Source organism: Tateyamaria pelophila, assembly GCF_019966495.1.
In the GTDB taxonomy this organism is placed as follows: Bacteria; Pseudomonadota; Alphaproteobacteria; order Rhodobacterales; family Rhodobacteraceae; genus Tateyamaria; species Tateyamaria pelophila.
Map to the genome: position 1 here is coordinate 1 of NZ_JAIMIA010000049.1, position 13,927 is coordinate 13,927.

Here is a 13,927-nt window from a genome sequence, read left to right on the forward strand (position 1 = left end):
GAGGATTGCCCGAAATTTTGGCAAAAAGCGTAGATAACCCTCATCGCCAGTGCTGTAAGCAGACAGGACACAGGTGGACCTGGTGGCACAGAACACATCTTCGGGAATATGCGCGCTGGTACGACGGTCGAGGTTATTTGCCCAGGCTTTCGGTAGCGCCGTTGATCAATCAACGCATCGCCCCGTGCTGCTGGCATAGCTTGCGCACAGACCGATCTGGCAGTTCCCGATCGGCTCCATTCGAAACTGAATGTTCCATCCTTCTCGATCTGCAGAAAGGTGGAAGCAGAAGGTGCGCGCAAACGAAACTGTGGTAATAGTCACCCCTCGATAGTGTCCTGATTGTAGGTATTTCCGATGGCAACGCTTCCCGACTTTCGTCTCGAAACCCATTTCGCCAAATGGGAATTCAAAGCGCGTTACCACCTCACGGCCTCGGACGCGCAGAGCATGTCCCTGCGCGAACTGCTTGCAATGGCCAGCCCGGAGGAACGCGAAGAGTTCGAGGGCATGTGGCTGGGCTATACCGAAACCTATGGCGCGCCCGATTTGCGCGATACAATCGCGGCAACCTATGCCAAGCAAAGCGCTGACAACATTTTGTGCTTTGCCGGGGCCAGCGAGGGGATCTTTGCTGCCAATACCGTCCTGCTGGATCGTGACAGCCATGCCATCGTGGTGACGCCCAACTATCAATCGCACGAAACGCTCCCCGTCACCATCTGCGAAGCAACTGGCGTGCCGCTTGATCCAGATGACGGCTGGTCGCTGGACATGGATCGCGTTGCCGCCGCGATCCGGCCAAACACCCGACTTGTGACGATCAACTTCCCCCACAACCCGACCGGCGCGATCCTTCCGCTCGATCACTATACCATGTTGATCGATCTGTGCCGTAAACATGGCATCTACATTCTGCATGACGAGATTTTCAACGGGCTTGGACCAACGGGCGCACAGCACCTGCCCTTCGTTGCCGACCTCTACGAACGGGGTCTGTCGCTCAACGTCATGTCGAAATCCTACGGCCTGCCGGGTCTGCGCATCGGATGGATCGCCAGTCAGGACAGGGCGGTTTTGTCAAAGATGGAGCGGTTGAAGCATTATCTTTCGATCTGCAATTCGGGACCAAGTGAGCGGTTGGCCAAGATCGCATTGACCCATCGCAAAGCTATTCTGGCGCGCAACTGTGCCATCGTGGATGAAAACCTGCCAAAATGGGATGCGTTTTTTGCCCGTCACCGGGACCTGTTCGACTGGCAGAGGCCGGATGGGTCCTGCATGGCGTTTCCCCGCTATAAAGGGGCCGAGGGCGTCGAAGTTTTTGCGCAATCTCTGGTGCAAGACAGCGGCGTGCTCCTCCTGCCCAGCACTATCTATCGTTCCGATCTGGGTGATACCCCAAACGACCGCTTTCGTCTTGGGTTCGGGCGCACGGGTCTGGACGAAGGATTGGCAGCACTTGAGGGACATATCATGCGCAATCGCAAGGCCTGAGGCTAGTCAGACGTCAAGCTCATCTATGAAGGCAAAAAATTCGGACACGGTGACCGGGTCCACATCCCGCCCGGTAAATCCTTCGATGTATGGCACCAGCCGCGACATGCGCAGGTCCATGGGTTCGCGCACTTCCAGCGCGTGATAGCCAAGCTGCATGAAGTAGACGATCCGCGCACGGGCGTCGGCCTCAACCGGATCATATTCAAATCGTTCGAACATCGCGATGACAGCATCCAGCCGTGCACCGTCGGCGGCGTGCACACGCGCGCGCAACCCATCGTCACGGCGCGACCATTCCCGAACCGCAAAGTCCAGGCCAGTATCAAACAGTGACGGATCCACGAAGCATCTGAAAAAGTTACAGAGAGCGCCGGAAATATTGGGAGCGGGCCGTTCGCAAAACGTGACAATCGTCGCGGTATTCCGGGCCGCCCATTCATCCAGCAAAGAATTCAGCAGGTCAGCCCTGTTTTCGAAATACCAGTAAAAACTGGAGCGAGACACTTTCAGCTTTTCGCTGAGCGTCAGGATTTTGACCTCTCCGGCACCATGATGCACCAGCACATCGCGGGCGATGTTCAACCAGTCCTCCCGCGTGACCCTGACATGGCCGACAAGCGGTTCTTTTTCGGGATCGTCCCGATGCAACAGAGGGGAAACGCGCCGGGGCATCGCCTAGCTTTCCGGTGGCGCACCGCCCTCGGCGGTCCGCTTTTCGATGAAACGGCGCAAGCTCTCAACCCGTGCCTCGTCTAGATCAGGGCGATTATCTGCAGCCAAAATCCCTTTCCACACGCTCGTGGCGCGTGTGCTTGCGTCCTTCGCCCCCCGTTCCGTCCACGTTCCGAAATTGGCATAATCATGCACGATCGGTTCATAGAATTCAGTGTTGTAGCGCGCCATAGTCTGGCCGGTGGCAAAGAAGTGCCCGCCGGGATTTACTTCAGACAAGGCGTCAAAGCCAATTTCATCCGAGCCCGCCTGCGCGCCGGAACAAAGTTCGGCGACCATGTTCAGAACCTCGACATCCGCGATCAGCTTTTCATAAGAAACGCTTAATCCGCCCTCCAGCCAGCCTGCTGCGTGGATGATGACGGTCGCGCCCGCCATCAGACAGCCCCACAACCCCATCTGGTTTTCATTGGCCGCCTGCACGTCATTGATATTCGACGCCGATCCGGCCGCCGACCGCCACGGCAATCCGATAAACCGCGCCAGTTGCCCTGCCGCCAGCGACGCCTGAAAATGCGATGGCGTGCCAAAGGCAGGTGCACCCGATTTCATATCCACATTCGACGTGAACGTGCCGTAGCAGACCGGAGCCCCGGCCCGCGTCAGTTGGGTCAGCGTGATGGCTGCCAGCGCTTCACAATGGCTGAGCGTGATTGCACCGGCGACCGTGATCGGTGCCATCGCGCCCATCAGTGTAAATGGGGTCACGATCGAAACCTGCCCGGCCCGCGCAAAATCAATCAGCCCCTGTGCCATGGGAATGTCGAGCGTGCGCGGACTGTTGGTGTTGATGATCGTATAGCAGTACGGGTTTGCCGCAAATTCTTCATCCGACACGCCGCGAAAGTCCCGCAACATCTCGAAACTGTCCATCACTTGCGGTGTTCCACGCGAAAACACGAAGGGAAATTTGTCTGACAGTGTCAGTTGCGCATCCAAAGTAAAATAATGTCGCACATTTGTTGCGATATCCTGCGGCTCGATCAACGGCGGCATCATCTGAAGCACGTCGAAATGGTGTGTCAGTTGGACGAGTTCACGGAAATCCACACCTCGTCCGGGGCGACGGCCACGCTCGAGGTCGGTTGCATGCGGTGCACCGGCACCGGGTTGAAACACAAGGCTTCCCAACTCCAGCAGAACATCCCGGTCGCGGTGCCCCGCGCGGCAGTCAATCGACCGCGGCGCAGAAGCCAGCGCCGCGTCGACGATATCGCGACCGATGAACACCATCTCGGTCGCCTCATCGACGCGTGCTCCGGCGGCGGCGAAAATTTTGCGCGCTTCGGGCAGAATGACCTTGATGCCCAAGTCTTCCAGCGTCCGCAACGCCGTGGCGTGCATATTTGCAATTTGATCCGCAGAGAAGACATCCATCGGCGGGAACGGATTTTTCAACTGGCGATAGTTCGTCTTGCGCACAGGTGTGCTGGCCGCGTCCCGCTTCCGTCTTCGTCCGCTGCGTTCCGGTCGCGTGATTTCGCGGTCCATGGCGTTATCCCCGCATCGCGGTGCCAGCCGGATCATAGGGCGACGGCGCGATGACCTGTGCCGGGCGTTCGACCCCGACGACATGCACGGTCAGCGCCGTTCCGGTCTGTGCAACGTCCTGGTTTACCATCGCCATGGCCAGCGACTTGCCAACCGTGTGGCCATAGCCGCCCGAGGTTACAAAGCCGACCTTCTTGCCATCTTGCCATACGGGTTCGTACCCGCTGGCATCCGCGTCCAACGCGTCGATCTCAAGTGGGACAACCACTTGTGCAGGGCCGTTGCCATCGCGTTCCTGTTCCGCCGCCGTGCGTCCGATAAAATCCGCCTTGGACCAATCGATCCAACGGTCCATCCCGGTTTGCGCAGCGGTATAACCTTGGGTAAATTCCGCGTTCCAGATGCCAAAGCTTTTTTCAAGGCGCAGGCTGAGCAGCGCGTTGAACCCGACCTCGCGGATGCCCAGATCGGCCCCGGCGTCCAACAGCAGTTTGCGCAACCCGATATGTTCGGCCGCGGTGCAATGAATTTCATATCCCAATTCGCCCGCGACCGACAAACGACCAACCTTGGCACGAATCAAGCCGATGTCGAACTGGCCGCAGCCCATGAAGGGCAGATCACCAATAGGTCCATCCGTGAGCTTTTCGATCACCTTGCGACTGTTTGGCCCGGACAGGCTGAACCCCACGACAGCATCAGAGATATCGCGCACTTCAATACCGTCGGTCATGTGATCGCTGAACCAACGCATATGCCAGTCGCGCAGGTAATAGCTGCCCATGATCCACCAGGTGCCATCGCCCCAATTGAACACGGTCAGATCCCCGCGCAGCTTTCCGGTTGGTGACAGCATCGGCGCAAGACGGGCGCGACCGGGTCCGGGCAATTTGGAGGCCATGACGTGATCCAGCCACGCCTCTGCCCCCGCGCCCGACACTTCGAACCGCGAGAAGCCCGAGATGTCCAAAAGGCCCACGGCCTCACGTACCGCTTTGCATTCCCCGGCCACGACCTCGAACGCGTTGGATCGTTTCAGTGTCGGTTTTTCCTCAAAATCAGGCATCGGTGCAAAGTAGAGCGGCAGTTCCAGCCCATAGCTCGCCCCCCAACGGCACCCCGCCGCCGTCATGTCCGAATAGGCAGGCGCCATTTTCACGGGACGCCCGGCTGGCAATTGTTCATTGGGGTAGGTCATCACAAAGCGTCGGGTATAGAACTGGCCGGTGGTCTCCTTGATGAATCGCTTGTTCTGGGCGTAGTCGCCATAGCGGGCGACATCCATGCCGAACACATCCGCTTCGGCCTCGCCGTGGATCATCCATTCGGCCAGTGATTTGCCAACGCCACCGCCTTGCAAGAAACCCGCCATGACGGCACAGGCGCACCAATACCCGGGCTTGCCCTGCACCGGCCCCACAAGCGGGTTGCCATCCGGCGAAAAGGTAAAGGCCCCGTTGACCCAGGTTTTCACGCCTACATCCTGCAATGCCGGATAGCGCTCAAATCCCAGCGTCAGCTCATGCTCGATCCGGTCGGTGTCTTCCTGTTGCAGTTCGAACCCGTATTCCCACGGCGCGCCGTCCATCATCCAGTGCTGGTGATCGACCTCGTAGATTCCCAGCAGGATGCCCTTCTGGTCCTGGCGCATATAGGTGAACCCTTCGAGGTCGACGGTCATCGGCACCTCAAAGTCGATCTGTTCCAACTCCGGGATCGTGTCGGAAATCAGGTAGTGATGGTTGAGTGGCGAAACAGGCAATTCGATGCCCGCCATGCGCCCCACCTGCTTGGCCCAAAGGCCCGCCGCGTTGACCACGTGTTCGCAGATGATCGTGCCTTTTTCGGTGACAACCTGCCAGCCGTCTGCGGTTTGGTTCAGTTCCAGCACACGATTGTTTTCGATGATCGTGGCACCACGTTTCTTTGCGGCCCCGGCATAGGCATGCACCGTGCCGGTGGTGTCGACATACCCTTCGCGGTCGGCCCACATACCGCCCAGAATACCCTCTGTGGACATGATCGGGCACAACTCACCTGCCTCTTTTGGCGTGATCAGCCGCACGTCTTCGATGCCGATCGATTGGAAGGTCCGATAGGCCGATTGCAGCCATTCCCACCGATCCGGCGTCCCCGCCAACGTCATCCCACCTGTCATATGCAGGCCGATGTTCTGACCTGATTCCTCTTCGATCTCGGACAGCAGATCGATGGTGTAGGCCTGAAGCGCTGCGATATTGAGGTCCGCGTTCAGCGCGTGAATACCGCCCGCGGCATGCCAGCTTGACCCGGCGGTCAGAACCGAACGCTCGATCAGACACACATCGCTCCAACCGAATTTGGCCAGATGGTAGAGCACGGAAGTGCCCACAACACCGCCCCCGATGACAACAACACGGTAATGAGAATTCATGAATGTTTCCCTCATGACAAAAGACGCAGATGAACGACCATACAGTCCTGTCCAAGACCCTGCACAGCTTTGTACAGGTCTGTCTAGAGTGATTGACGGCAGGTTGCTTGGGCCGGTGTGCGCTGCGAAGAACTCGCCCTGACACGCACAGCCCCTGCATCTGTAGCATCCGCAGGAACCGACATTTCATCAATGGCGGTCTGCGCCATCCATCTCAGACCGAAATTTCGGAACGATGCCCAAATTTTTGGGTCAGATATTGATCTGATGATGCAACACGGAGCCCGCATAAGCCGTACCGTTGCCCGCCATTACCACCAACAACACCTCGACGTACGCTTTGATGGGCCCGCCAAATACGACAATACCGCGGCATCTGCCGCACCGGTTTCATAAAACGTTGCCACCGCCCTCCTTACCCAAAGAGACTTGGCATTGGTTCCGGAAGTACTTGGTAAACATTCGTCTCATCACCCGGGCGCGCCGGACAGCGTCATACCATTGCTCACCGATGGAAACTGTTTTTATGCCTGCCCACCAAAGTTTCTAATTTCCATACCCTCAAGACACCTCGGAGGTATGAGCGTCAACTACACTGCCGCTCGCACGGGCGGATAAACGCATTCCGGGGGGAAAAAGTTCGAGCAATCGACAGGCATCCGGCACCGGTCCCTCGCTTCATCTTGCGGAAAAAACTCTCCCCGAAGGGCCGGTTTCAATCAAGTGCGTCGCCGCGCCAAATGTCCGTCAGGCAGAAACAAGCTCCGCCTGAACGAACAATACCTCAGCCCACGTGAAACAGCGTTGAGAACATCTTGGGGTCGATGCTTTCAGTGGCAAATGTCTCGCCTTCCGTCAGCACTGACACCGCGTCGTGACTGTGCAGGCTTTCCTGATGGCTGGCGACAACCCGGAAATCGGCGACACGCACATCGGCCAACAATTGCTGGCAAAACAAGCGCGCCGCGTCTTCGACAAATATCGGATTGGCCGCGTTCAACTCGGCAAAAGCCTGTTCATCCTCGCGTTTGACCATTACCTGCGTTTCTGTCGGGACCGCACGACGACAGGCTTCGATCAGATCCTCGAACCACAGGCAGTCTGCGCCATCTTCCAGCACCACCGATATGCGCGCGACCGAGCGCTGCGAATGCGGTGTCGCCAACTGCCCGCGTGTGGCGCGGGCATGCTCAGAAAGTTCCAGCGAACACGGACAGGTCGACGAGTAGATATAGTCCAGATGCATGATCTTTTTGCGCACACCGGCCTGTTCCACCAGTTCCAGTGCAATGTCATAATATTGATAACCGAAAAGACCCGAGCGCAGGCTCTCCATCTTCATTGGAAAGCTGAAGCGCATCTGGATGCGTGCATCAAAGCTTTCCAGATCGGTCTTATAGTCGTCCAGCGCCGCTTCGATCACCTCAAAGCTGAAGGTTTCACCGGCATATTCGTAAAACGACCGCATGATTCGGGACATGTTAATGCCCTTCTTGTCAGCCTCAAGGCTGACTGTGCCGGTCACCGATGTCTCCAGCGTCAGGGCTTCACCGGAACGGGTTTGCACCCGCAAAGGCAGTCGAAAATTCGAGATGCCAACATGCTGGATCTGTTGTTTGGCGCCACGGATCAGGCTGGACGGTCCGTTCTGCAGATCGGGCAACGTCTCCTTGTACGCGCCGTCCACTTTGAATGTCTCGGGATAGGTCCGCGCAAAGGCCGGATACTCTACACCATCTGCGCCCGGAACCAGACGGGCGACCGATGGGTCAAGTTCGATTATATCTGTTGTGCTGGCGGATTTGGCCCAGCGGCGCAGCAAGTCCAATGCCGCTTCGGCCTCATCTCGTTCGGGTATTGCCGTGATGTCGGGCGTATGAATGTTCATAAAGTAGCCCCCCTTTCTATCTGTTCTGTCGGACATGTAAGCGTTCCGCCGCGCATGTCCATCTTTGCTAACGTATACGTGTCTTTCCGCAAACTGGATGACATTCGGTCAGAAAAATTGAACAGCGCAGTCCAGTGGCTCCTTTCAAATGCCTCACTCCGCCTTGGCAAGCGCCTGCAGGACGTCCGCGATCAGGTCATCGCTGTCCTCAATGCCGACGGACATGCGCACAAGCCCCGGCGTGATCCCAAGCGCATCCTTTTGGTCTTGGGGCAGCCGCTGATGCGTGGTTGTGGCAGGGTGGGTCAGGATCGACTTGGCATCGCCAAGGTTGTTCGAGATGATCGCGATCTTCAGCGCATTTAGAAAGCGAAACGCCGCCGCTTGCCCGCCTCTGAGGTCCATCGACAAGACCGTCCCGCCCTTGCCACCCATCTGTGCCTGCACCAACGCGTGCTGGGCGTGACCGGGATGCCCGGGATAGATCACCCGCGACAATGCGGCGTGCCCGCTGACAGCATTTGCCAGCTTGAGTGCGCTGTCGGCTTGCGCCCGCACGCGCAGTTCCATCGTTTCCAGCCCCTTGAGCATAACCCAGGCTGTGAACGGCGACATGGATCCGCCCGTGTGTTTCATATAGGGTTCGACGGTTTTTCGGATGAACTCCCGTGTGCCCATGATCACACCGCCCAGCGCGCGCCCCTGCCCGTCCACATGTTTGGTCGTGGAATAGATGACCACGTCCGCGCCTTGCGCAATCGCATCGGAAAACACAGGTGTAGCAAACACATTGTCGACCAATACCGTCGCACCGACGGCATGAGCCAGTGTCGAAACAGATTTTATATCGATGACTTCCAGCGTTGGATTGGAGATGGATTCGAAAAATACCGCCCGCGTTCCAGGGGTAATTGCAGCCTCCCAGGCGGCCAGATCCGTGCCATCGACAAAGACAATTTCGACGCCATAGCGCGCCAGAATGTCCTCAAGCACATACAGGCATGACCCGAAGAGCGCACGCGCCGAGACAACCCGATCACCGGCTCTCAGCATCGACGTCAGCGCACCGGATACAGCCGCCATGCCCGACGCGGTGGCAAAGGCATCCTCGGCGCCCTCAAGCATTGCGATCCGCTCTTCGAACATCCGCACCGTCGGGTTGCCATACCGCGCATAGATGAATTCGTCGGGACCGGCCTCAAGAAACCGGGCCTCGGCGGCCTCGGCGCTGTCGTAGACAAAGCCCTGCGTGAGAAATATAGCCTCGCTCACTTCGCCATACTGACTGCGGCGGGTGCCGCCATGCACAGCGCGGGTCCGCGGATTCCAGTCGTCGCTCATCTTCAACTCCATATGGGCCTGAGATGGGGCCAGGCCACGAAAAAGCCCCCGAAACGCGGTCAAGCGAAAGGGGGGCTTTCATCCTGACCTTTTAGCAGTTTTGCCCGCTGTCTTCTGCTGAAAACGCCGACGTGGCCCGCAATCCGGTAACAAATCGCCACTGGCACACGGCTACGCCCAGAACTGTTGCGCGTCAACACCGTCACGGTGCTGTAACCGTAAATTCATGCCGACGTCATATGCGTATACCATAGCGAACCCACTAGATGTGGTAGGAGGTGCTCTGATGCCCATCCTGAGACTGAATGCCGGACTTGAGGGGCCTGCTCTGCACGGGTCTCCGGCCTCCGCGACAAGGGCCGTTGCCTCTGCCGCTATGGGCACCGGCCCCGTGATCGTAATGATCCACGGGTATAAGTATGACCCGGACTGTGCCAGACACTCGCCCCACACGTCGATATTTGCGGGAACAACACGCCCGATCCTGACCGAAAATGTTCAGTGGTTGCACCATCTTGGCTTTGGCATCGGTGATCCGAACGAAGGGCTGGCGATTGCCTTTGCATGGCGCGCGCGCGGCAGCCTTTGGCAAGCCCAGCGAGCCGCCCGTCTGGCGGGACAGCAACTGGCGGTTGTCATCACTGCGATCCACAATCGCGCGCCCGGCCGTCCCATTCACATCGTATCCCATTCGATGGGATCGGAGGTGATCTTTGAAGCGCTGCACCGTTTGCCTGCAAATAGCGTTGACCGCATCGTGACACTGACCGGGGCCAGCTATGCCAGCCGGGCCGCAGACGCATTGCAGCAGACCGAAGCGGGCCGGAGTTCTGCATTGATCAATGTGACAAGCCGCGAAAACGATCCCTTCGACTTTCTGTATGAGCGATTGATCCCGCCGCCGCAGCGCGGTGATCTGGCCATGGGGCGCGGGATCGATCTGCCCAATGCTGTGACGCTCCGGCTGGATTGCGCCCGCACACTGGCGCAACTGGCGCGGTTCGGCGGGCATATTGCGGCCCCCTCGCGCCGGATCTGTCACTGGTCAGGATATACACGCCCCGGTGCGCTGCGGTTTTATGCCCGCGCGCTGCGTCACCCGGCTGCGGTTCCGTTGAGCGCCTTGCAGCAGACCCTGCCTTCGACTGATGCAAGCCGCTTGAAACCTTCGCTTGCCTTGTCGCGTTTACGTCAAACTCAGTCCGGTCCGCACCACCCTCATCAGGATCAGCGCAAGGCGATGTGATGCGACTTACCATTGAACGCTGGGGAACGTTCGATGACTTAAAGGCAGCCTGACACCGTGCATTGCAAGACACGAAACGATCGCCGACCATCCCGTAAGGCGCACCCATGGTGCGCCATTGTCACGCCTGATCGCTGCTTTTGTCAGCATCATCCTCGATCAGATAGGATTGCAAAGCCGTGATTTGCCAGAACAAAAACGCAATGAGGGCGATGGGAAAGCCAAAGGTTTCGATCTTGACCCAAGTATCGGTCGACATCGTGCGCCAGATCACTTCGTTCAGCACGGCCAGTGCGACAAACATTGCGCAGAGCCGCTTGGTCAGGATCATCCATCCTTCGTCGCGCATCGGCATTGCTTCATTGAGGACATAAGCGAGCCAGCTTTGACCACGCAGCAGGCCGATGCCCAAAAGCAACGCGAACACGCCATAAACGATGCTGGTCTTCATCTTGAAGAACCGCTCGTCGTTGAAATAGGCCGTCAGCCCACCAAAAAATACGACCATGAACGCCGTGAACAACTGCATGCGACTGAGTTTTCCGGTCATGGCCCAAAGCACGGCCATGCAGATCAACAGGATCGGTACAAAGACCAGCGTGGCCACGATGAAGCCGGAATATTCTGTCCCGCCCATCACGTAACTGTTGTCGCGGATGCGCAGATAGATCAGGAAAAAGACCAGCGGCGGGCCCAGTTCGAGCACTTGCTTCAGGATCGGGTTAATCTCGCGTGTGTCACTCATTTTTTGCCTTTATCCGCCCATTTCAACAATCACGGCCCCAAGCGCGATCAAGGTCATCAGGGCCACCCGCCGCGGGCCTACTGTTTCTTTCAGAACCAGCCAACCGATCACCGCAGCAAAGACAGTCGAGGTTTCGCGCAATACCGCAGCTTCGCCCACTTTGTCGAGCCGCGTCGCCATCATGATAGAGCCGAAACTGAGAAAGGCGACAATGCCACCGAAAACCCCACGCAACATCAATGGCGGAACAGCGGGCGCGTTGACCATCCTTCGCCAGCGCAGATAGGCGATCGGCGGCATGAAAACCCCGTCGATCATGAAAAACCACGCCAGAAAGGTGAAGGGATTTTCCGTCGCGCGAATGCCGTATGCGTCATAAGTTGTATAAAGCGCCACGAAGAGCCCGGTGATGAACGCAAGTCCCAGTGCAAGATGCAGCGTATCCCGCTCGGTTTCGAGATAGCGCAGATTATAGGCCGCAAGGCCAAAGATACCCGCCAGCAATGTTCCGACACCCATCCACTGGACCGCCGTAAACGTTTCACCAAACAGCAGGTAGGCCCCAATGACCGTAAAGAGCGGCCCGGTACCACGGACGACCGGGTAGACCACTGTGTAGGACCCTTTAGTGTAGGCCCAAGCCTGAAGCAGCTTGTAGGCCACATGGATCATCCAGACGATTGCAAAGATGGACCACATGTGAGGCTCCGGCCAGGGCACCACGAACAGAGCGAAGGGGGCCGCCATCAGACAATAAGAGGCGTCAATCGCACCGCGTGTGAGCCACGGATCGTGCCGCCCCTTTTGCAGGGCGCCGAAAACCGCATGCAAGAAGGCCGCCAATATGGCGAGCGCCAGCGCGACCTGATGGCCTGTTTGCGTGCCTTCAATACTCACCAGCCAGTCAGTCATGGGCAAAGAGGCGGGGCAGGCACCGCCTTACGGGCGATGTTCCTGATGTGGCGACGGAAATGTTTCTGTTGTCGGGGGGCCAGCCCCCCGGCCTGCGGCCTCCCCCCGGGATATTTTGGGCCGAACGAAGTATCCGGACTCATTCCCGGTCGAGACCGGTGAGCGCGGCAGCAAAATCGTCCGGGTCGAACGGGGAAAGATCGTCGATCTGTTCGCCCACGCCGATCGCATGGATTGGAAGACCAAACTTGTCCGCAAGCGCGACCAGCACACCGCCCTTGGCAGTCCCGTCCAGTTTGGTCATCACGAGACCGGACACATCAGACACTTCCTGGAAAACCTTGACCTGATTCAATGCATTTTGACCAGTTGTCGCATCCAGCACCAACAACGTATTGTGCGGCGCACTTGGATCTTTCTTGCGAATGACCCGTACGATCTTGGCCAGTTCCTCCATCAGATCGCCGCGATTCTGCAACCGTCCAGCCGTGTCGATCATCAGCAGGTCGGCGCCATCCTCCTGGGCTTTGGTCATCGCATCGTAGGCAAGACTTGCCGGATCCGAGCCTTCGGGCGCGGTGAGGACGGGCACGCCTGCGCGTTCGCCCCAGACCTGCAACTGTTCCACCGCAGCGGCACGGAATGTATCGCCCGCCGCAATCACCACCGATTTGCCGCCGGCTCTGAATTGGCTGGCCAACTTGCCGATGGTCGTGGTTTTGCCGGAACCATTGACCCCCACCACCAGCACGACTTGCGGCTTTTGCGCATAGAGCGGCAGTGGCTTGGCGACGGCCTCCATGATCCGGGCAATTTCTCCGGCCATGAGTTGCTTGATTTCGGTGACAGACAGTTTCTTGCCCATCCGCCCTTCGGCCATGTTTGCCGTGACCCGCAGCGCTGTATCGACGCCCATATCGGAGGCGATCAGCAACTCTTCGAGCTGTTCGAGCATGTCATCGTCGAGCGTGCGCCGCAAAACGGGTGCCGCATCCTTGCGTCCCATAAGCCGCCCCAGAATGCCCTGTTTGGCGGGGGCCGTTTCTGCGGGTGCAACCGGATCTGTCAACGTCGGCATCGCGACCGGCTTTGGCCTTGCCGCAACCGGGGGCTCTGTTTTCTCGGACGTTTCTTTTGCCGTCGGGGCATCTGGCGTTGAGGGCGGGACAACGACCGGAGCAGGATCAACATCGGGCGTTTGCGGTGCAGGGCTCGGAAGGTGGACAGGTTCGCGTTCTCTGGCCGGCTCCGGGATCGGTATTGTGTCGGGTTCCGGATTTAGCTCAGGTTCCGGCTCCGCCGCCGCATCTGACCGGGGTTCAGAGGGCGGTTCCGGTTCCGGCACCGGGTCCAGCGCAGGCGTGGACTCGGGCGTCGGCTCAAGATCGGCTGCAGGCGCAGGTTGTTCTTTTGGTGCGGATTCTTCCGTCGGATCGGGGGCGGTGTCAGGTGCAGTGACAAGGTCGGGGTCTGCCGCCGCTTCGATCCCGCCATCTTCCACAATTGCTTCCAGCCCCTCGTCAATCCTGGACGAAGACTTGAACAGCCGATCTTTAAGTTTCTTGAAAAACGCCATGGTGCCCCGGTGCTTGTGCTCACACCTGACCTAATACGCCAGCGTCGGCGTGAAAAGGCACCTTGTGCATTCAAGGTGCCTTT

10 protein-coding genes are annotated in these 13,927 nt (G+C 58.4%); 2 read left to right on the forward strand and 8 right to left on the reverse strand.

Annotation, left to right across the window (positions count from 1 at the left end; genetic code table 11):
* Positions 1 to 357: 357 nt before the first annotated feature.
* Positions 358 to 1,497, forward strand: coding sequence for an aminotransferase class I/II-fold pyridoxal phosphate-dependent enzyme (locus tag LC354_RS15215; RefSeq protein WP_223425232.1), 1,140 nt, complete (start codon positions 358 to 360; stop codon positions 1,495 to 1,497).
* A gap of 6 nt (positions 1,498 to 1,503) precedes the next feature.
* Here LC354_RS15215 and LC354_RS15220 read toward each other — a convergent pair whose 3' ends face one another.
* From LC354_RS15220 to metZ, 5 genes are all read right to left on the reverse strand, one after another.
* Positions 1,504 to 2,172: a TetR/AcrR family transcriptional regulator gene (locus tag LC354_RS15220; RefSeq protein WP_223425234.1), complete on the reverse strand. Its 669-nt coding sequence runs from the start codon at positions 2,170 to 2,172 to the stop codon at positions 1,504 to 1,506.
* Between the two features lie 3 nt (positions 2,173 to 2,175).
* Entirely contained in the window at positions 2,176 to 3,723 is a 1,548-nt protein-coding gene (locus tag LC354_RS15225) for a trimethylamine methyltransferase family protein (RefSeq protein ID WP_223425236.1), read from the reverse strand.
* Positions 3,724 to 3,727: 4 nt separating this feature from the next.
* The gene (locus tag LC354_RS15230; protein ID WP_223425238.1) at positions 3,728 to 6,136 is read right to left on the reverse strand and encodes a GcvT family protein; all 2,409 of its coding nucleotides are present in this window, start codon (positions 6,134 to 6,136) and stop codon (positions 3,728 to 3,730) included.
* A gap of 784 nt (positions 6,137 to 6,920) precedes the next feature.
* The gene (gene folE2, locus LC354_RS15235) at positions 6,921 to 8,024 is read right to left on the reverse strand and encodes a GTP cyclohydrolase FolE2 (RefSeq protein WP_223425287.1); all 1,104 of its coding nucleotides are present in this window, start codon (positions 8,022 to 8,024) and stop codon (positions 6,921 to 6,923) included.
* Between the two features lie 153 nt (positions 8,025 to 8,177).
* Entirely contained in the window at positions 8,178 to 9,365 is a 1,188-nt protein-coding gene (gene metZ / locus LC354_RS15240; protein WP_223425240.1) for an O-succinylhomoserine sulfhydrylase, read from the reverse strand.
* Between the two features lie 286 nt (positions 9,366 to 9,651).
* Between metZ and LC354_RS15245 the strand changes: the two genes are divergently transcribed.
* Positions 9,652 to 10,611 carry an alpha/beta hydrolase gene (locus tag LC354_RS15245; RefSeq protein WP_223425242.1) on the forward strand — a complete coding sequence of 320 codons (960 nt, stop codon included), beginning with the start codon at positions 9,652 to 9,654 and terminating at the stop codon, positions 10,609 to 10,611.
* A gap of 121 nt (positions 10,612 to 10,732) precedes the next feature.
* On the opposite strand, the gene LC354_RS15250 is transcribed toward LC354_RS15245, so the two are convergent.
* From LC354_RS15250 to ftsY, 3 genes are all read right to left on the reverse strand, one after another.
* On the reverse strand, positions 10,733 to 11,356 hold the full coding sequence (locus LC354_RS15250) for an inner membrane-spanning protein YciB (protein WP_223425244.1): 624 nt from the start codon (positions 11,354 to 11,356) through the stop codon (positions 10,733 to 10,735).
* A 9-nt stretch (positions 11,357 to 11,365) separates the two neighbouring features.
* Complete coding sequence (locus tag LC354_RS15255; RefSeq protein WP_223425245.1) at positions 11,366 to 12,268, reverse strand: DMT family transporter; 903 nt, start codon at positions 12,266 to 12,268, stop codon at positions 11,366 to 11,368.
* A 139-nt stretch (positions 12,269 to 12,407) separates the two neighbouring features.
* Positions 12,408 to 13,844, reverse strand: a complete 1,437-nt coding sequence (gene ftsY / locus LC354_RS15260; RefSeq protein WP_223425247.1) for a signal recognition particle-docking protein FtsY — start codon at positions 13,842 to 13,844, stop codon at positions 12,408 to 12,410.
* Positions 13,845 to 13,927 lie beyond the last annotated feature (83 nt).

Coding starts and splice junctions, on each gene's coding strand:
- LC354_RS15215 (WP_223425232.1), top strand. CDS start 358: ATGGCAACGCTTCCCGACTTTCGTCTCGAAACCCATTTCGCCAAATGG.
- LC354_RS15220 (WP_223425234.1), bottom strand. CDS start 2,172: ATGCCCCGGCGCGTTTCCCCTCTGTTGCATCGGGACGATCCCGAAAAA.
- LC354_RS15225 (WP_223425236.1), bottom strand. CDS start 3,723: ATGGACCGCGAAATCACGCGACCGGAACGCAGCGGACGAAGACGGAAG.
- LC354_RS15230 (WP_223425238.1), bottom strand. CDS start 6,136: ATGAATTCTCATTACCGTGTTGTTGTCATCGGGGGCGGTGTTGTGGGC.
- folE2 (WP_223425287.1), bottom strand. CDS start 8,024: ATGAACATTCATACGCCCGACATCACGGCAATACCCGAACGAGATGAG.
- metZ (WP_223425240.1), bottom strand. CDS start 9,365: ATGAGCGACGACTGGAATCCGCGGACCCGCGCTGTGCATGGCGGCACC.
- LC354_RS15245 (WP_223425242.1), top strand. CDS start 9,652: ATGCCCATCCTGAGACTGAATGCCGGACTTGAGGGGCCTGCTCTGCAC.
- LC354_RS15250 (WP_223425244.1), bottom strand. CDS start 11,356: ATGAGTGACACACGCGAGATTAACCCGATCCTGAAGCAAGTGCTCGAA.
- LC354_RS15255 (WP_223425245.1), bottom strand. CDS start 12,268: ATGACTGACTGGCTGGTGAGTATTGAAGGCACGCAAACAGGCCATCAG.
- ftsY (WP_223425247.1), bottom strand. CDS start 13,844: ATGGCGTTTTTCAAGAAACTTAAAGATCGGCTGTTCAAGTCTTCGTCC.